The 17900-nt window shown below is 29.9% G+C and carries 19 protein-coding genes; 11 read left to right on the plus strand and 8 right to left on the minus strand.

Going from position 1 to position 17900, the window contains the following annotated elements; translation table 11 throughout:
* Window positions 1-8: 8 nt before the first annotated feature.
* The 7 genes from AC3E9W_RS02445 to AC3E9W_RS02475 are packed head-to-tail and all read left to right on the plus strand — an operon-like array spanning window position 9 to window position 7733.
* Window positions 9-1280, plus strand: coding sequence for an oligosaccharide flippase family protein (locus AC3E9W_RS02445; RefSeq protein ID WP_488766639.1), 1272 nt, complete (start codon window positions 9-11; stop codon window positions 1278-1280).
* A gap of 9 nt (window positions 1281-1289) precedes the next feature.
* The gene (locus AC3E9W_RS02450; RefSeq protein ID WP_488766640.1) at window positions 1290-2087 is read left to right on the plus strand and encodes a glycosyltransferase family 2 protein; all 798 of its coding nucleotides are present in this window, start codon (window positions 1290-1292) and stop codon (window positions 2085-2087) included.
* Window positions 2087-3307, plus strand: a complete 1221-nt coding sequence (locus tag AC3E9W_RS02455) for an O-antigen ligase family protein (protein WP_488766642.1) — start codon at window positions 2087-2089, stop codon at window positions 3305-3307. Before AC3E9W_RS02450 ends, AC3E9W_RS02455 begins: the two co-directional genes overlap by 1 nt.
* The gene (locus AC3E9W_RS02460; protein ID WP_488766643.1) at window positions 3304-4404 is read left to right on the plus strand and encodes a glycosyltransferase family 4 protein; all 1101 of its coding nucleotides are present in this window, start codon (window positions 3304-3306) and stop codon (window positions 4402-4404) included. Before AC3E9W_RS02455 ends, AC3E9W_RS02460 begins: the two co-directional genes overlap by 4 nt.
* Window positions 4401-5489: a DUF1972 domain-containing protein gene (locus tag AC3E9W_RS02465; protein ID WP_488766645.1), complete on the plus strand. Its 1089-nt coding sequence runs from the start codon at window positions 4401-4403 to the stop codon at window positions 5487-5489. Before AC3E9W_RS02460 ends, AC3E9W_RS02465 begins: the two co-directional genes overlap by 4 nt.
* Window positions 5449-6753, plus strand: coding sequence for an O-antigen ligase family protein (locus AC3E9W_RS02470; RefSeq protein WP_488766647.1), 1305 nt, complete (start codon window positions 5449-5451; stop codon window positions 6751-6753). Before AC3E9W_RS02465 ends, AC3E9W_RS02470 begins: the two co-directional genes overlap by 41 nt.
* Window positions 6750-7733 carry a UDP-glucuronic acid decarboxylase family protein gene (locus AC3E9W_RS02475; RefSeq protein ID WP_488766648.1) on the plus strand — a complete coding sequence of 328 codons (984 nt, stop codon included), beginning with the start codon at window positions 6750-6752 and terminating at the stop codon, window positions 7731-7733. The genes AC3E9W_RS02470 and AC3E9W_RS02475 overlap by 4 nt, the downstream gene beginning before the upstream one ends.
* Window positions 7734-7788: 55 nt before the next feature.
* On the opposite strand, the gene AC3E9W_RS02480 is transcribed toward AC3E9W_RS02475, so the two are convergent.
* The 6 genes from AC3E9W_RS02480 to AC3E9W_RS02505 form a co-directional block, all read right to left on the minus strand.
* A complete protein-coding gene (locus AC3E9W_RS02480) occupies window positions 7789-8976 on the minus strand; it encodes a glycosyltransferase family 4 protein (protein ID WP_488766650.1) in 1188 nt (395 codons plus the stop codon).
* Complete coding sequence (wecB, locus tag AC3E9W_RS02485; RefSeq protein WP_488766652.1) at window positions 8976-10064, minus strand: non-hydrolyzing UDP-N-acetylglucosamine 2-epimerase; 1089 nt, start codon at window positions 10062-10064, stop codon at window positions 8976-8978. Before wecB ends, AC3E9W_RS02480 begins: the two co-directional genes overlap by 1 nt.
* A gap of 184 nt (window positions 10065-10248) precedes the next feature.
* Entirely contained in the window at window positions 10249-10770 is a 522-nt protein-coding gene (locus tag AC3E9W_RS02490) for an ORF6N domain-containing protein (protein WP_488766654.1), read from the minus strand.
* Window positions 10771-10801: 31 nt separating this feature from the next.
* The gene (locus AC3E9W_RS02495; RefSeq protein WP_488766656.1) at window positions 10802-12121 is read right to left on the minus strand and encodes a phenylacetate--CoA ligase family protein; all 1320 of its coding nucleotides are present in this window, start codon (window positions 12119-12121) and stop codon (window positions 10802-10804) included.
* Window positions 12121-12426, minus strand: coding sequence for a HigA family addiction module antitoxin (locus AC3E9W_RS02500; protein ID WP_306154039.1), 306 nt, complete (start codon window positions 12424-12426; stop codon window positions 12121-12123). The genes AC3E9W_RS02495 and AC3E9W_RS02500 overlap by 1 nt, the downstream gene beginning before the upstream one ends.
* A 12-nt stretch (window positions 12427-12438) precedes the next feature.
* Entirely contained in the window at window positions 12439-12720 is a 282-nt protein-coding gene (locus AC3E9W_RS02505) for a type II toxin-antitoxin system RelE/ParE family toxin (RefSeq protein ID WP_306154040.1), read from the minus strand.
* Window positions 12721-12816: 96 nt separating this feature from the next.
* Between AC3E9W_RS02505 and purD the strand changes: the two genes are divergently transcribed.
* A complete protein-coding gene (gene purD, locus AC3E9W_RS02510) occupies window positions 12817-14091 on the plus strand; it encodes a phosphoribosylamine--glycine ligase (protein WP_488766658.1) in 1275 nt (424 codons plus the stop codon).
* 40 nt (window positions 14092-14131) lie between these two features.
* Here purD and AC3E9W_RS02515 read toward each other — a convergent pair whose 3' ends face one another.
* Window positions 14132-14362 carry a DUF6341 family protein gene (locus AC3E9W_RS02515; RefSeq protein ID WP_110308163.1) on the minus strand — a complete coding sequence of 77 codons (231 nt, stop codon included), beginning with the start codon at window positions 14360-14362 and terminating at the stop codon, window positions 14132-14134.
* Window positions 14363-14503: 141 nt separating this feature from the next.
* Here AC3E9W_RS02515 and AC3E9W_RS02520 point away from each other — a divergent pair, with 141 nt between their 5' ends.
* Complete coding sequence (locus tag AC3E9W_RS02520) at window positions 14504-15433, plus strand: DUF6427 family protein (protein ID WP_488766660.1); 930 nt, start codon at window positions 14504-14506, stop codon at window positions 15431-15433.
* On the opposite strand, the gene upp is transcribed toward AC3E9W_RS02520, so the two are convergent.
* Entirely contained in the window at window positions 15428-16081 is a 654-nt protein-coding gene (upp, locus tag AC3E9W_RS02525; protein ID WP_306154046.1) for a uracil phosphoribosyltransferase, read from the minus strand. The genes AC3E9W_RS02520 and upp overlap by 6 nt on opposite strands.
* A gap of 111 nt (window positions 16082-16192) precedes the next feature.
* Between upp and AC3E9W_RS02530 the strand changes: the two genes are divergently transcribed.
* Both AC3E9W_RS02530 and AC3E9W_RS02535 read left to right on the plus strand, forming a co-directional pair.
* Window positions 16193-16798, plus strand: coding sequence for a DUF4254 domain-containing protein (locus tag AC3E9W_RS02530; protein WP_125718547.1), 606 nt, complete (start codon window positions 16193-16195; stop codon window positions 16796-16798).
* A gap of 40 nt (window positions 16799-16838) precedes the next feature.
* Entirely contained in the window at window positions 16839-17867 is a 1029-nt protein-coding gene (locus AC3E9W_RS02535) for a glycosyltransferase family 9 protein (protein WP_488766662.1), read from the plus strand.
* Window positions 17868-17900: the final 33 nt, after the last annotated feature.

A 17900-nucleotide genomic window follows, 5' to 3' on the forward strand; every position in this document is an offset into this window, starting at 1 on the left:
AAACAACTATGAATTTATTTTATAGACATAAGAGTTTAATTGTTTCTTTTATAAAAAACATTCAATTTAGAATTTTTGGTCTAGGAATTTCTTTTCTTATTGTATTGCTTATAAATAGGTTTTTTGGAGTGGAAGCATTTGGAAAGTATTCCTTAATTCTGACTATTTCTCAAATTTCTACACTATTTGTTTCTTTCGGAATTCCAAACACACTTATTAAAGTTATTGGAAACGGAAATTATGATTATTTTGCTGCCAAAAAATTATTGATTAAAGGCTGTAAAATTACGCTCTTGTTCGCCTTAGTTCCCATGTTACTTTTTTACATAGGATCAGGTTTTTTGTCAGATTCTGTTTTTAAAAATTCAGATTTATATCCGTATTTTTTAATTATTTCGGTATCTATACCTTTATTTGTAGCTCACGAAATTTTTGTCTATTTTTTTATTGCAACAAAAAAGTTTCTCCAGTTTAATCTGTTTATGTTTGTAATTCCAAACATATTGTTAATCGGGTTTTTAAGTTTATTCTATTTCTTAAACAGAGGAGGATATTTTACTTTTTTGGCTTTTTCAATTTCTATACTTTTAACTGTAATAATTGAAATAATTACAATTTTTGAATGGAGTCCGAAAGAAAAATTTAAGGTACAATCTACTAAAGAGCTACTAAAAACATCTTCTCCATTATTTCTCAGCGGTTTTTTGATGTATTTATTAAACGGAACAAGTATTATTATTTTAGGTTTGATAGTGGATGAAAAACAATTAGGGATTTATAATGTTGCATACAAAATAGCAAATTTGGGACTGCTTATAATAGTTTCTATAAGTACTATCATAACTCCAAAAATAGCTCAACTTTATGGAGAGAAAAATTTTAAAGAATTAAAAAAAACTATTCAAAATGCAACAAAACTGATTTCAATATTGACCATTCCGCTAGTTTTAATTGTTATAATATTCAATAAAACTATTTTATCATTTTTTAGTGAAGAGGCTGTGTCTGGAGCAAATGTTCTTATCATATTAGTGCTTGGAGTACTTGTAAATGCAATGGCAGGAAATGGAGATCAGATTTTAAATATGACTAATAATCAAAATGTTTTAAGAAATATTACATTGGTTTGTTTTACTGCAAATGTTGTAATAAATTTTGTATTTATTACATTTTTAGGAATTTTAGGTGCTGCGTGGGCAAGTTTAGTGACAAACCTACTACTCAATACTTTGTGTGTTTATTATATAAAGAAGAAGTTGGGATTTTATACCTTATTTTAAATGGATCAAATGATTTCTGTCATTATTGTAAATTACAATGGATTAAAATATCTTAAAGAATGTTTTAATTCGCTGCATATCCATTTAAATAATTTGCAATATGAAATAATTCTAGTTGACAATAATTCTAATGACAATAGTGTTCGGTTCGTACAAGAAAATTATCCTCAAGTTATTCTTATTCAAAGTACGGAAAATTTAGGTTTTGGTAAAGCAAATAATCTAGGAGCAAATCATGCAAAAGGAGAAATACTGCTTCTGCTCAATAATGATACGATTCTTTTAAACGATCTTAAACCAGCTGTTGAGGTTTTAAATTCAAACGACAATTATGGAATAGTAACAGTAAATATGCTAAGCGAAAAACAAAAATATTTAATAGCAGTGGGGAGATTTCCATCAGTTTTTAGATTACTTAAGGTTTCTTTTATGAATGATAATCGAAAAGAGTTTAGGCAAGGCAAATTCGATTTTACTCAAAATTATATTGTTGATTGGGTTACGGGAGCTTTTATGTTAATTAGAAAAAAAGATTATCTAGAATTTCAAGGCTTCGACTCCGAATTCTTTATGTATGTAGAAGACGTTGATTTATGCAAGAGAATGCATAACGTAGGAAAACGTTGTGTATTTGTTCCACAAGTAAGTTATATTCATTTTGTTGGACATAATACATCAAGAAATAGATTTTTGATGAATGGATATAAAATCTATGTACGTAAACATTTTTTTGGAATCAAAAGGCAATTTGCCTTTTTAATGATTTCGATTAATATTTTAATTAAAAGAATCAAAGACACGATTTAATGAAAATAAAACAAGTCATAATAGGTCTTTTTCTGGTTGTAGTATTTTCACAGCTGTATTTGCCATTTAAAGTAAATATTGCTATTCAGCTATTTGCTTTGTTTATTATAGTGCAAGTAAATAATTTTAAGATAAGCAACACACTTATAAACTTGCTTGTTCCTTTACTTCTAATTTTTGGAATCGGATTTTTGGGTTTTTTAGGAAAAAATTTTAAACTAATTCACTTAATAAAAGATATTACCCATTTTTTGAAACCAATTCTTGGAATCTCTCTAGGATACCTTTTTTTTAGAAAAATTGAGATAAAAGAATTTATCAAAATAATTGTTTTATTAGCTTTTTTAATGGCTATTTCTCACATCATTTTAATTTTGTTTAATGGAAAATTAATTGTAGATGATGTAAATCAGTGGAGGAATATTTTTGGAAAAGATAATTTTATGGAAACCTTTGGTTTGTTATTTTTTTGTTTCTATAATAAATTTTTTAAAGAAAGAATGTTCAAGAATAAATGGCATAACCACATAGTTTTCTTTACAATTATTGTTTCTGGCATATTATATTTTTCGAGAACAATGCTGGTGGTTTTCATTTTAGGATTTTTAACTATTTATGGGTATACTAAAATAAATGCTAAGAACATTAAAATCGTTTTGGGTATTATAACAGCTGTTAGTCTATTGTATATTTACCTTTTTTCAATTAAAATTGATAGGAACGGTAAAGGTTTTGAAGCTTTTTTGTATAAAGTAAAGATCGCTCCTTCAGAAATTTTTAAAACAAAAATTGATAGAGAAAATCATAAAGAACTTTGGGATCACTGGCGTGGTTATGAGGTAAAAAGAGCCTTAGTGCTAATGGATAAATCACCATCGAGTTACATTATAGGGACCGGATTTGGGTCCCTAATTGATCTAAAATTTAAAGCTCCTTTGGATGAAAAAGGAATACGATATATTTCAGAAACCCATAATGGCTATATCTATATTTTTTACAAAACAGGAATTATTGGCTTAATTTTACTATTATATTTTTTATTGAAAATCTATCACTATATTTATTTTAGTTTTCAATTTACACCAGTATTTATAAGTGTTATTGGTGTCTCTTTTTTATTTACAACTTTGACAATTACAGGAATATATAATCCGAGAGATGTTATTATTTTTATTTTAGGAGGACTTATTTCTATTTTTTCACAACAAAAATATCAATGAAAGAGCGGATAAAAATATTTGTGGATTGTCATATTTTTGATAAAAACTATGAAGGAACCAGAACCTATATAACAGGATTATATCAAGAACTTGTAAAAGACAAAAGCAAAGAGTTCTTTTTTGCCGCAAAAAATATCATGCAGATAGAAGAAATTTTCGGAAAGGCTGAAAATATAAATTACCTTCAATTAAGATCTGAAAACAGGTTTTATCGTTTGTTAATAGATATTCCTAGGCTTATTAAAAAAAGCAATATAGATTTTGCACATTTTCAATATATTGTTCCGCCTATAAAGAATTGTAAATACATCAATACTATACATGATTTAATTTTTTTAGAATACCCACAATATTTTCCGTTAATGTACAGAATTAAAAACAAATTTTTATTTGAGTGCAGTGCAAAGCGTTCAAATGTTATATTGACAGTTTCAGAATATTCAAAAAAACAAATCGAGGAGAAATTTGGAAATAAAAATGTTGTGATTACACCAAATGGGGTTAATGATGTTTTTTTTGAATCATATGATAAGCGCGAAATTCAATTAAAAGTTAAAGAAAAATACAAGGCAGAAAATTATTTTATTTATGTGAGTCGATGGGAGCCTAGAAAAAATCATCATTTCTTATTAGAAGTTTTTGCAGAGAATAAATACTATGAAGATTTTTTTCTGATTTTGGTTGGAAAAAGAGATTTACAGAACAAGGAATTTGACAATTTGTTTAATTCATTGACAAAAAATATTCGAGAAAAAATTATCATTCTAGAAAATATTAATTTTGAAGAGCTACAGTTACTAATCAGAGGAGCTCGTATTTCTATTTATCCCTCTATTGCAGAAGGTTTTGGAATTCCACCTTTAGAAGCTGCGTCTGCAGGTGTTGATTCTTTGTGCTCGGACACGACTGCAATGAAGGATTTTAATTTCTTAGAAAACTGCAAATTTGATCCCTTTGATAAAATCGATTTGCATAATAAAATAATGTCAAAATTGAAGCAAACTCACAGCGTTAATTATTCAGAAATAATTAAAGAAAAGTACAATTGGAAAAAATCTGCCAAATTGTTAATGGAAGAAATAAATAAAAACCAATGAAAATAGCAATTCTGGGAACCAGAGGAATTCCAAATAATTATGGAGGTTTCGAGCAGTTTGCTGAAATTTTTGCTGTTTATTTAACGCAGAAAAATCATGATGTGTTTGTATATAATTCTCATAACCATATTTTTAAATATAAAAAATTTAAAAATGTAAATATTATCCATCAATACGATCCAGAATATAAAATAGGAACTGCAGGTCAGTTTATTTATGATTTGAATTGTATTTTAGATTCTAGAAAAAGAAATTTTGATATTATTCTTCAACTAGGATATACAAGTAATTCGGTTTGGTCATTTCTTTTGCCTAAAAAATCGATTATTATTACAAATATGGATGGAATGGAGTGGAAGAGAACCAAGTACTCAAAAAAAACACAAAAGTTTCTACGGTTTGCAGAAAAAAAAGCAGTTCAAAGCAGTAATCATTTAATTGCAGATTCTATAGGAATACAAAAATACCTCAAGGAAAAATATAAAAAAGAAGTTTCATATATTACTTATGGAGCAGAACCATTTATAAATGAAAATGAAGCGATACTTTCTGAATATCAAGTTTCGAAGTATAATTTTAATTTAATAATTGCCAGATTTGAACCTGAAAATAATATTGAAATTATTCTCGATGGTGTAGTAGAAAGTAAAGACGATAAGGTAATTTTGATTATCGGAAATAATGAAAATAAGTTTGGAAAATCTCTGAAAAAAAAATATCAGAATTATAATAATTTAAGATTTTTAGGAGCCATTTATAACCAAGAACATCTGAACAATTTAAGATTTTTCTCTAATATTTATTTTCACGGACATTCTGTTGGAGGAACTAATCCATCTTTGTTAGAAGCAATGGCAGCCAAGACACTTATTGTTGCCCATAAAAATGAATTTAATTACGCAATTTTAAAAGAAAAAGCATTTTATTTTACTACAGCTTCAGAAATAAAAAAAATATTGCAAATAATTAAAAAAGAGAATTTCAAACAGCTAATTGAAGATAATTTTGAAACGATTATCAATGAATTTAATTGGAATAAAATAAATGAATCGTATCTTAAATTATTCGAAAAATTTCTTAAATAATATAGACTGGCAAAATCAAACAGCACTAGTTTATCTTCTTTCTGCTATGTTAATCACACTTCCTTTAAAGTATATTTTTGGAAGTTTGACTTGTTTATTATTTATTTTAATTACATTGCTTAAAGCAAAAAAGAACGATTTTTCAATTTCAGGAATTTTTTTATTACCAATCGCGCTTTATATTTTAATGCTTCTCTCGCTTAATTGGACTATTGACATAAAAGAAACAATTAAAGGATTACAAAAAGAAGTATTACTTTTATTGATTCCGATAATGTTTTTGCTGTTACCACAAATAACAAAAAATACAGTAAATAAAGTACTTAAAATATATAGTTTTACAATGGCAGGTTATGCCTTTTTTTATCTTATAAAAGCAGTAATAAGGTTCCTAAATACAGGAAATAAAAATGTATTCTTTTATCATGAATTGGTTACTTTAAATCTAAATGCTATTTATGTATCTGTTTTTGCTTCTATGGCAATGTTATTTTTTTTAGGAAAAAAAGAAAAGAAAATTTCGGATAATATTGCATTTTTAGTTCTTATAATATTTGTTGTTTTGTTGTCATCAAAAAATATTATTCTAGTCGATTTATTATTGGTAATTCTATATTTTTTATTTTTTTCTGACCTTTCAAAAAAAATAAAAATTGTAACTATTTCATTTTCTATAGTTATAGCAGTTTGTTTTGTATTGTTTGTTGCACCTATAAAAAACCGCTTTATGATAGAATTTGAAACGGTTATGACAGACAGTTCTATAAATAGTACAAATAAATCAATAACTAATATTAGTACCAGAGAAGCCTGGAATAATGATACATTTCAAGAAAATAATTTTTTTTCAGGAACAGCATTAAGAGTTTTTCAGGTTAGAATTTTTATGGAAATGCTTCAAAGAGAAAATATCTTTTTTAAAGGTTTTGGTTTAGATGCATCTCAGGAAAAAATAAAACAAAAAGTAAAGGAACATAATTTACATTCAAGTTATGGTGAATTTAATTTCCATAATGAATATATCCAGATCTTTTCAGAATTAGGAATATTTGGGGTTTTAATACTATTGATTATGCTATTTATTACCATGAGAAAAGGAATTTTAAATAAAGATTTTATTCATATTGCTTTTGCAGTAACAATGATAGTCTTATTTTTGACCGAATCTTTTTTGAGTAGACAAAGAGGAATAATTTTCTTTATAATTTTTTACTGCATTTTCAATGTTGTGGATAATTCTAATGAACAGAAAATACTAAAATGAAAAGAATACTTATTACCGGAGCAGCAGGATTTTTAGGATCACATTTATGTGACAGATTTATCAAAGAAGGTTACTTTGTAATCGGAATGGATAATTTAATTACAGGAGATCTTAAAAATATTGAGCATTTATTCAAATTGGAGAACTTCGAGTTCTATCATCATGATATTACCAAATTTGTTCACGTTCCAGGTGATTTAGATTATATCTTACATTTTGCTTCACCGGCAAGTCCGATAGATTATTTGAAAATTCCGATTCAGACCTTGAAAGTTGGGTCATTAGGAACACATAATTTATTAGGTTTAGCGCGAGTTAAAAAAGCAAGAATTTTGATTGCATCAACTTCTGAAGTTTATGGAGATCCTTTAGTGCATCCGCAGACTGAAGAATATTATGGAAATGTAAATACAATTGGTCCACGTGGAGTTTATGACGAAGCAAAACGTTTTCAGGAATCAATCACGATGGCGTATCATACTTTTCACGGTGTAGAAACCAGAATCGTACGTATTTTTAATACATACGGACCAAGAATGCGATTAAACGATGGGCGTGTAATTCCCGCCTTTATTGGCCAAGCACTTCGTGGCGAAGATTTAACCATTTTTGGTGACGGAATGCAGACGCGTTCTTTTTGTTATGTAGACGATCAGGTTGAAGGGATTTACAGATTACTGCATTCTGATTATGTATATCCTGTAAATATTGGAAATCCTGACGAAATTACAATCAAAGATTTTGCAGAAGAAATTATAAAACTAACAGGAACAAATCAGAAAGTAGTGTATCATCCGCTTCCAATAAACGACCCGTTGCAACGTCAGCCAGATACGACAAAAGCAAAAGAATTATTAGGTTGGGAAGCAAAAGTAAGCCGTTCTGAAGGAATGAAAATCACTTACGATTATTTCAGATCGTTATCGCCAGAAGAACTTTCAAAAGAAGAACATAAAGATTTTTCAAACTACATTAAATAAAAGAAAGGGGAAATATTATCAAATATTTCCCTTTTATTTTTCAATGAAAATGAAATTAAAAAGCATCATTTTCAATTAATTGTTTTATTTGTTCGTCAAGATTGAAATGAGATTTTGCATGAAGAAAAATTGATTTTTTCATGTTTTGAATTTCATCTTTTCCAGCTTCAGAAATTTGTTTTAAAACATTATTTAGGCATTCAAAATCTTCAACGGGAACAACCCAACCTAGATTATTTTCTTCTACAATAAATTCTCCTTCACCGCCACCAAAGTACAGAACAGGGAAACCTAAAGCGGTGTATTCAAATATTTTTGAAGGAACAGATCCATAAATTCTGGTTTTAAGAGGAACAAAAGCAATATCCAAGTTTTGTAAAGTTTCATGAAGGACATTTCGCTCCAGCATTCCATGAAAAACAATTTTATTACTTTGTTTTTTATTTATATAATTTAAGATTTCAGTTTTTTCGGCGCCATCACCAAAAATATGAAGTTCGACATTAAGGTTTTCTAAATCCAATTGCTGAATAATTTCATAAACACCTTGCGCAACTCCTAGTAAACCGGCATAAAACAGTTTTATTGGCTCATCAGAACTCTGCTTTTTATCAACAATATTTTCAATAACATGATCTGGATAATTGCGATATAAAAAACACTTTTTATCTGGAAAAATGGAATGAATATGCGAGATAATTTCATTAGATTGACCAAAAATATGAGTTGCTTTTTTATAAATAAAACGCTCCATAAAGCACAGAAATTTGTGCGAAACACTATTTTTCTTCAAAACGCCGAGTTCAATTGCTGCAATTGGCCACAGATCTGAAACATTTAGGATTATCTTTTTTCTTTTTATCCAAAGAGCTAATACAGCTGTAAAGGATAATAGTAATGGAGGTGATTGTACTATGACTTTTTTTGGAGTTCGGACAAACAATAAATAGAAAAATAAAGTGGTCGAAAACGAAAAAGTAGATATAATTCTTTTAAAAATATTAGAGCTGTTACTCGGATAAATCCAAAGACGTTTTAAAGTAATGTTCTGGATTTTTTCTATAACCGAAAATTTGCCTTTATATTCTGGAAAAAGTTTTCCTTTTGGATAATTGGGCAGAGGGGAAATCACCGAAACAGTATACCCATTTTGGTTTAATTTCAAAGCTAACTGTTCTATTCTATTAGCAGCAGCCCCTTTTTCAGGCGGATAATAATTGGATATTATAAGGATGTCTTTCATTATTTTTTATCCAATAAAATAGAAACAATTCTCTCAGATGCTTTTCCGTCCCATAATTCGGGAATCCCCCTTTTTTCTAGTCCATTTTGTAAAAAAGAACCAAAAACTTTTTTCAGATTTTCTAATGAAGTTCCTACAATTTTATTAGTTCCAATAGTTTCTGTTTCAGGTCTTTCAGTATTATCACGCATGGTAAAACAAGGAATCCCAAGAACAGTCGTTTCTTCAGAAATTCCACCGCTGTCTGTTATAACTGCAAAACTATTTTTAATTAAAAACATAAAATTCAAATAACCCTGAGGTAAAACAAAAATGATGTTCTTAAAGTCATTTTTACTTTCTTTTAAAATTGCCTGCGTTCTCGGATGAATTGGGAAAATGATCTTTTTATCTTTTATAAGAAAGTCAATTCCGTGAAGTAATTCAATAAGAGAAGAAACTTCATCCACATTTGCAGGACGATGCAGCGTCAGAATAATATAATTTTTTTCCAGTAACTGATGCTCGTTCCAAAAAGCAGGAGCCGAAATTCTGTTTATATTTTGATATAAAGTATCGATCATTACATTGCCCACAAAGTGAACATTTTCAGAATCTGAACCTAATTTTAATAAATTTTCTGAAGCCGAAGTTGAGGTTGTAAAAAAGTAATCAGTAATACTGTCTGTAAGCATCCTATTTATTTCTTCTGGCATTGATAAGTCTCCAGAACGAATTCCGGCTTCAACGTGAGCTACCTTTGTATGGCATTTTTTGGCAACAATAGAGCAAGCCATTGTGGAGTTCACATCGCCAACTACCAATACCAAATCAGCAGGATTCTGAATCAGTTCTTTTTCAAAAGCAATCATTATAGCCGCTGTCTGTTCGGCCTGCGAACCGCTTTTTACTTCGAGATTTACATCGGGTTGAGGAATATTTAATTCTTCAAAAAAAGTATCACTTAAATTTTTATCATAATGCTGACCCGTATGCACCAAACGAAATGAGATATCAAAACCTTCATTTTGCTTTTTCTTTATGGCATTAATAATCGGTGCGATTTTAATGAAATTAGGTCTTGCGCCTGCAATTATGGTAATTTTCATAGATTAGCTTCAATAAGTAGAATAAACTTTTTGTATGGCAAAAGTAAAGTTTAAATTGGATTTTAAATAGATTGAAGCGCTTTCTTAATATTTTAAAATTTAAATGAATTAATTACAATCTTGAAGTCAAAAATTGTGACATCAAGTTTAAGGTCGCAATTTGCGACCTTGAAGAATTTGTAATTTACTTTTTATACCCAATTTTCACTCTTTCAGTTTCATTTTCTTTCTTTTCTGTCAATTCATCCAAATAAGAAAAAACCAATTCAATATTTTTATCATGATTCTCTAACTTCTTCTGAATCTGTAAAATATCAACTTTAATTTCTGTTGTGTCCAAAAGCATTTGTCTCACTTTCGTGAAAATTCGCATAATTTGAATATTGGTTTGGATGGCTTTATCGCTTTTTAAAACACTTGAAAGCATTAGGACGCCATGTTCGGTAAAAGCGAAAGGTAATTTTCTGATTCCGCCACGATTTGATGTCGCAATTTGCGACATCAAAGTGTCAAGCTCAGTTTTATGTAGTTGAAACATAAAATCTTCAGGAAATCGTGATAGATTTCTTTTTACTTGTTCATTTAATCTGCGGGTTTCAACATCATAAAGAAAAGCCAAATCAAAATCTAGCATCACTTTTTGCCCACGGATAAAATATATTTTGTCTGAAATTGTTTCTTCAGAAAGTAAAGATTGACCGTCCATAAGTTTTCATTAAAAAAACAAATGTAAGATTTTATTTATATTTAATATAAGATTTAAATTGTTTTAGTTTTCCTCTATTAGTTCTTTCTAAAATCGTTTTTCGGGTAAATGTGAAGTTTAAATTGGGTTCCAAATACAAGAAAATAGCATCTTCGATTTTTTGAATTTGATTTGAGGTCAATTCATTTTCAGAAAGATATTCAATTTCAAAAGAATCTATTTTGGTTTGCTTGATGATAAATTCTTTTACATTTCCGTCGTCTTCAACAATGCTTTTGGTTACATAATAAAAGGTTAATCCAGGAGATTTTTTTCCGCTTGGTAAAATAGCAACGTCATTGGTTCTTCCTATAAGTTTTTTGAGAATTGGTTTTTGAGGAGAGCTTTTTTCGTCTAAAATTCCTATGTCGCCAATTTCATATCTGATAAACGGATTTGCTTTATTGAATAAAGAAGTGATTACAATTTTGCCTTCCGTTCCATGTGGAACAGGATGATTATTTTCGTCTAGAATCTCAACAAAAAGAGTTTCAGCATTTACTTGCCATTCTTCTTGTGGGTTTTCAAAAGCAATTAAATCAAGTTCAGAAGCGCCATATTCATTAATGATTGGAATCCCGAATTGTTTTTCTAAGAGTTTTTTATCTGATTCAAAAAGCATTTCCGAAGTGACAAAACAAGCTTTTAGAGTTGGACAAATTTCTTTTAAAATGATATTTTTTCTTTCTAAATATTTAGCAAACAAAACGATAGAACTGGTATATCCGTTGAGGTAATCGAATTTTTTGGTCTTGAATTTTTCAAGAAATTTTTCAAGAATTTCATCAGATAAATCAAAAACAGGAAAACGATAACGATGCGTTAGAAAATCCTTGAATCGCTCTTTTCGATATCCAATAAAATCCATAGGAATTCCATAAAAACGTGCTTGGTAAGAATGATTAAAATCAATTCCAAACCAGCCAAAACGCATAATATTTGATGCCCAAGTCAGAGCATGTGAATATTTGTCTTTGGCAAAAACAAAAGGAGTTCCACTTGATCCTGAAGTTTTGTTGAGGTAAACATTTTCTATAGTATAGCCTTTAGAAAGCCTTTTTTCAAGTGGTTTTTGAAGATTTTGTTTGTTTAGAATAGGAAGATCTTCCCATTTTTCTACAATTTTATTGCCAATCAATTCGTTATAAAAAGGATTATTTTTTAGATGAAAATCAACAATTTCTTTCTTTTTATTTTCAAGAAAAACTGCAAATTCTTCTTCGGAGAAATGAACAATTTTATCCAACTCAGCTTTGGCTTTCTTTATCGGAAAACCATTTAGTTGTAGTGAAATATCAAAGAGTCGAATCATTAAATGGCTTCTTTAATATCGTCATAGGGCTTGATTGATCTCAATTCCTGACCTTTAATAGTTTCTTCTTCTTCAATATCAAAATCATCTTGAAGACCCAGCCAGAATTTAGCAGAATTTCCAAAATATTGACTTAAACGTAAAGCAGTATCAGCAGTAATTCTGCGATTTCCTTTAATAATTTCTGATATTCTTGTTTGAGGAATTTTTAATTCTTTTGATAAACGATAAGGCGTAATATTTAACGGAGTTAAAAATTCTTCTGATAGAATTTCACCAGGATGTATGTTTTTTAATTTTTCCATTTCTTTAATTTTTTAATGATAATCTACAATTTCTACGTTTGAAGCATTTCCATTTTCCCAACAAAAAATTATTCGCCATTGGCTGTTAATTCTAATACTATAAAATTCTTTAAGATTCCCAGAAAGTTTCTCTAGCCGATTAGAAGGTGGGATTCTCAAATCAGCAATATTCTGCGAGTTATTAAGCATTCTAAGTTTTCTTCTTCCAATCTGTTGTATTTCTATTGAAGGCTTTTTGACAACAATACCGTTCCAAATTTTTTCAGTGTCTTTAGATCCAAATGAAATTATCATACCTTTCGCATTACTAACGCCAAAGGTAGGTAAAATAAATTATTATTTAAGGTTAAAACCCACTATTTTTGCACCACAACTAAATACAACAACACCATGACAATTTTACTATTGGGATCAGGCGGAAGGGAGCATGCATTTGCATGGAAAATGACTCAGAGTCCGCTTTGCGAAAAACTTTTTGTAGTACCTGGAAATGCAGGAACTGCTGCAATTGCTGAAAACGTTGCCATTTCTGCAACAAATTTTGAAGCAGTAAAAGCATTAGTGCTGAAAGAAAATATAAGTTTAGTAGTCGTAGGACCAGAAGATCCGTTGGTAAAAGGTATTTACGATTATTTTAAAAATGACGAAAGTTTAAAACATATTCCAGTTATCGGACCATCAAAATTAGGCGCTCAATTGGAAGGAAGTAAAGAATTTGCTAAAGAATTCTTGATGAAACACAATATTCCGACCGCGGCTTATGATAGTTTTACTGCCGAAACGGTTGAAAAAGGATGTGAATTTCTAGAAACTTTACAGCCTCCATACGTTTTAAAAGCAGACGGATTAGCAGCTGGAAAAGGAGTTTTGATTATTCAAGATCTTGAAGAAGCAAAAACGGAATTAAGAAACATGCTGGTTCACGCAAAATTCGGTACAGCAAGTTCTAAAGTTGTTATCGAAGAATTCTTGGATGGAATCGAATTAAGTTGTTTCGTTTTAACTGATGGTAAAAGCTATAAAATTCTTCCAACAGCAAAAGATTACAAACGAATTGGAGAAGGAGATACAGGATTGAATACAGGTGGAATGGGAGCAGTTTCTCCAGTTCCTTATGTTGATGGAGTTTTAATGGAAAAAATTGAAACTCGTATTGTAAAACCAACAATCGAAGGTTTCCAAAAAGATGGAATCGAGTACAAAGGTTTTGTTTTCATCGGTTTAATCAATGTAAAAGGAGAACCAATCGTTATTGAGTACAACGTAAGAATGGGTGACCCTGAAACCGAAGTTGTGGTTCCGAGATTAAAGTCAGATTTAGTTGAATTGTTTTTATCTGTTGCAGATCAAAAGTTAGGAGATTTTAATCTGGAAGTTGATCCAAGAAGTGCTACAACGGTAATGGTTGTTTCTGGCGGATATCCTGAAGATTTTGAAAAAGGAAAAGTAATTTCTGGTTTAGAAAATGTTACAGATTCTATTGTTTTTCATGCAGGAACAAAATTAGATAATGGAAATGTCGTTACTAATGGAGGACGTGTAATTGCTGTAACTTCTTATGGAGATAATTTCCAGGAGGCCATAAAAAAATCTTACCAAAACATAGATAAACTAAGCTTTGATAAGATGTATTTTAGAAAAGATATTGGCTTCGATCTAATTTAAAAATAAAACAGACCAACCCTTTTAATTAAGGGTTTGGTTTTTATTTTAAAAATGAATGAGCTGTTGTATCTTGGTTTTCTGTTCCAGCATCATCAAAAATGCGTAATTGTTTAATCCAATATACGATTGCTACAGAGCAGATGATCATAAAAATCCAGTTGATAGTGTTTGCACCAAACCATGTAATTAATTCCAAACGACGTAAAAAGTCAAGAGGAGCAAACAAAATGTTAACGAATAGGTATTGAATTCCTTCGAAAAAAGCTGTCATAATTTTAAAAATTATATGTTATTTATTGTTGTGTAATGCCTTGAAGATAAAATTCGGCGAACCAAATCTTTTTTCAACTTGTTAGGTTTTTCCTTTTAAACAAGTAGTATCTTTACAATCACAAAAGTATAAAATATCCTTATGATAACAAGTGTTTTTAAAAAATCTACGCCATTAAATTATTCATTGGTTGTAATTTTAATACTGGTTTTCTTTTTTATGTTCCAAATTAAAGACCCTTCTTGGGTTACTTCTTATTTTTTGGCTTTCCAAAAAGTGAGTTTATTATGCTTTATTTTGGCTTCTTTTTTTATGATTAATTTTATTGTAAAAAAGAACGGACTCAGTAAAGATAATGGTTACGCGATACTTTTCTACTTATTGTTCATTTTATTTTTTCCAACGATATTTAATAACCCAAATATTATATATGCCAATTTTTTCATTTTATTGGCACTTCGACGATTAATTTCGCTTCAATCGTTAAAATCTTCGAAAGAAAAAATATTTGATGCGGCATTTTGGATTTTTGTAGCTTCTTTATTTCAATTTTGGAGTATTCTCTTCCTAATATTGGTTTACATATCTATTGTTTTTCACGTTTCAAGAGATTATAGAAACTGGGTTTTGCCTTTTATAGCACTTTTGGCAGTAGCGATTTTATTTTACATGACATCTTTAATTATAAATCTCGATGCCGTAGCTTTCATTCAAGAAAGAGCTGTTGTCGATTTTAAAATTGATTATTTTAAGAATAATTACGAAAACGCAGCACTTTCAATCTACACTGCAGTTGCTTTATTTTTTGTTACTTCGATGTTAATGACTTTATCAAACAGACCGCAAATTGTACATTCTTCGTATAAGAAAATTGTGGCTTGTTTTTTTATAGCGGCTTTTGTATACATCATTTCGCCAAATAAAAGCAATGATTTATTATTGTTTAGCATTGCCCCATTAACTATTATGGCAACGAGTCATGTAGAATATATGCAGCAAAAACTGAATAACGAGATTGTATATTACACCTTGATTGTGTGTAGTTTATTTACTTTTTTCTCTCAATTATAATTTACTTCCGTAAGCAAGATCGCCAGCGTCGCCAAGTCCAGGAACAATATAATTTTTCTCATTTAGTTTTTCGTCTAAAGAGGCAACCCATAAATGGCAGTTTTCTGGAAGATTTTTTTCTAGATGAGCAATACCTTCAGGAGCAGCAATAACTACAACAATATGAATTTCTGTTGGAGTAGCATTTTCGACTAATTTTTTATGAACTGCCACAATCGATTGACCAGTGGCAAGCATTGGGTCAAGAAGTAAAACCGTTTTGTTGTTTAAATCTGAAATTGCTTGATATTCAACTCGAATTTCAAATTCATCGTCATTGTTGGGATGAAATCTGCAAGCAGAAACAAAACTGTTTTCTGCGTGATCAAAATAATTTAGAAAACCATTATGAAGCGGCAGTCCGGCTCTTAAAATAGGGCATAAAACTAAATCGGCATCAATTTCTGTTGTCTTCTTAATTCCCAGAGGAGTCTGGATTTCAATCTGCTTATAAGGTAAAATTTTGCTCAATTCATAAGCCATAATTTCGCCAATGCGCTCAATATTTCTGCGAAAGCGCATACTGTCGTTTTGAACATCTACATTTCGGATCTGTCCTAAAAAATGATTTAACACACTGTTGTTCTCAGATATATAATGGATTTTCATACTATTTTTTTAGAAGATCAATTGTTTTTTATGAATAATTGAAAAATTAACGCTTTTTTTCAAAGTATAAAAGTATAAAAAGTATCTTTGTTTAGTAAAAAAAATAAAGACATGTTTTCAAAATTAGCATATTCTGTTTTCGAACAAAGCATCAAAGATTATCATCAATTTGATAATGTAGATCAGCCAATCAATAATCCTTATCCAAAAGATAAGTTCGAGCATTTGTTATATCTTAAAAACTGGATTGACACCGTTCAATGGCATTTCGAAGATATTATTCGTGATCCGCAGATTGATCCAGTTGCAGCGTTAACACTAAAAAGAAGAATCGACGCATCAAATCAGGAACGTACTGATATGGTGGAATATATTGATAGTTACTTTTTACAAAAATACAGTAATGTAAAAGTAAAAGACGGAGCAAAAATCAATTCTGAAAGTCCAGCTTGGGCGTTTGACAGATTGTCTATTTTAGCTTTAAAAATTTATCATATGCATGAAGAAGCAACTCGCGCAGAGGCTTCTCAGGAGCACAGAGATAAATGTCAAGAGAAATTAAATATTCTTTTAGAACAAAGAACAGATTTATCTACAGCAATTGAAGAATTACTGACAGATATTGAAAACGGAGATAAATTCATGAAAGTGTACAAACAAATGAAAATGTACAACGACGATGAATTGAACCCAGTTTTATATCAAAACAAAAAATAATTTGGCAGACTTGTCTAGCAAAATTAAGCATATAGCCGTCATGAGACTATCCGCAATGGGAGATGTCGCCATGACGGTTCCTGTTTTACGCGCTTTTGTAAAACAATATCCAAACGTGAAAGTGACGGTTATTTCACGTCCTTTTTTCAAACCATTTTTTGACGGAATTCCCAATCTAGAGTTTTTTGCTTTTGACGAAAAAGAAAGACACAAAGGTTTTTCAGGACTTTTGAAGTTATATTCAGATGTAAAAAAACTCAAAATAGATGCTTTTGCAGATCTTCATAATGTGTTGAGATCTAAGATTGTGAGTTTGCTTTTCGCTTTAAGCGGAAAAAAAAGAGCAACGGTTGATAAGGGAAGAGAAGGAAAAAAAGAATTAACTCGATCTGAAAATAAGATTTTCAAACAACTGCCAACTATGTTTGAAAGACACGCAAAAGTGTTTGAAGAATTGGGTTTTCCATTAGATTTATCTCATCCTGAATTTCCTGAAAAAGCCAAATTAGGCGCAGAAATTTTAGAAATTATCGGAAACGAAAACCAAAAATTAATCGGAATTGCACCTTTTGCTCAATACGGTTCTAAGGTTTATCCTTTGGATTTGATGAAAGAAGTTATTGCAAAATTGGCTAAAAATTCGTCGTACAAAATTTTGCTTTTTGGCGGAGGAAAGAAAGAAATCGAAATTTTAGATTCAATTTCGCAACCCTTTGAAAATGTAATTAATATGGCTGGAAAAATTAAATTTCAGCAGGAATTACAGTTAATCAGTAACCTTGATGTGATGCTTTCTATGGATTCTGGAAACGCTCATATCGCCGCAATGTTGGGTGTAAAAGTAGTGACACTTTGGGGAGCAACACATCCATTTTCGGGATTTTTGCCATTCAATCAAAGCTTAGAAAACGCACTGACTTCAGACCGAAATCAATATCCGAAACTGCCAACTTCAGTTTATGGAAACAAAATTGTGGAAGGTTATGAAGATGCGATGAGAACTATTTTACCAGAAAATGTTGTTTCTAAAATTGAAGCACAAATTCTAAATAAAAGAAAATTCCAATAAAAAAATTTCAATTTTCACTTGAGCTTATCTTTG

The sequence above is a fragment of the Flavobacterium sp. 38 genome, from assembly GCF_057799715.1.

Coding starts and splice junctions, on each gene's coding strand:
- AC3E9W_RS02445 (WP_488766639.1), top strand. CDS start 9: ATGAATTTATTTTATAGACATAAGAGTTTAATTGTTTCTTTTATAAAA.
- AC3E9W_RS02450 (WP_488766640.1), top strand. CDS start 1,290: ATGATTTCTGTCATTATTGTAAATTACAATGGATTAAAATATCTTAAA.
- AC3E9W_RS02455 (WP_488766642.1), top strand. CDS start 2,087: ATGAAAATAAAACAAGTCATAATAGGTCTTTTTCTGGTTGTAGTATTT.
- AC3E9W_RS02460 (WP_488766643.1), top strand. CDS start 3,304: ATGAAAGAGCGGATAAAAATATTTGTGGATTGTCATATTTTTGATAAA.
- AC3E9W_RS02465 (WP_488766645.1), top strand. CDS start 4,401: ATGAAAATAGCAATTCTGGGAACCAGAGGAATTCCAAATAATTATGGA.
- AC3E9W_RS02470 (WP_488766647.1), top strand. CDS start 5,449: ATGAATCGTATCTTAAATTATTCGAAAAATTTCTTAAATAATATAGAC.
- AC3E9W_RS02475 (WP_488766648.1), top strand. CDS start 6,750: ATGAAAAGAATACTTATTACCGGAGCAGCAGGATTTTTAGGATCACAT.
- AC3E9W_RS02480 (WP_488766650.1), bottom strand. CDS start 8,976: ATGAAAGACATCCTTATAATATCCAATTATTATCCGCCTGAAAAAGGG.
- wecB (WP_488766652.1), bottom strand. CDS start 10,064: ATGAAAATTACCATAATTGCAGGCGCAAGACCTAATTTCATTAAAATC.
- AC3E9W_RS02490 (WP_488766654.1), bottom strand. CDS start 10,770: ATGGACGGTCAATCTTTACTTTCTGAAGAAACAATTTCAGACAAAATA.
- AC3E9W_RS02495 (WP_488766656.1), bottom strand. CDS start 12,121: ATGATTCGACTCTTTGATATTTCACTACAACTAAATGGTTTTCCGATA.
- AC3E9W_RS02500 (WP_306154039.1), bottom strand. CDS start 12,426: ATGGAAAAATTAAAAAACATACATCCTGGTGAAATTCTATCAGAAGAA.
- AC3E9W_RS02505 (WP_306154040.1), bottom strand. CDS start 12,720: ATGATAATTTCATTTGGATCTAAAGACACTGAAAAAATTTGGAACGGT.
- purD (WP_488766658.1), top strand. CDS start 12,817: ATGACAATTTTACTATTGGGATCAGGCGGAAGGGAGCATGCATTTGCA.
- AC3E9W_RS02515 (WP_110308163.1), bottom strand. CDS start 14,362: ATGACAGCTTTTTTCGAAGGAATTCAATACCTATTCGTTAACATTTTG.
- AC3E9W_RS02520 (WP_488766660.1), top strand. CDS start 14,504: ATGATAACAAGTGTTTTTAAAAAATCTACGCCATTAAATTATTCATTG.
- upp (WP_306154046.1), bottom strand. CDS start 16,081: ATGAAAATCCATTATATATCTGAGAACAACAGTGTGTTAAATCATTTT.
- AC3E9W_RS02530 (WP_125718547.1), top strand. CDS start 16,193: ATGTTTTCAAAATTAGCATATTCTGTTTTCGAACAAAGCATCAAAGAT.
- AC3E9W_RS02535 (WP_488766662.1), top strand. CDS start 16,839: ATGAGACTATCCGCAATGGGAGATGTCGCCATGACGGTTCCTGTTTTA.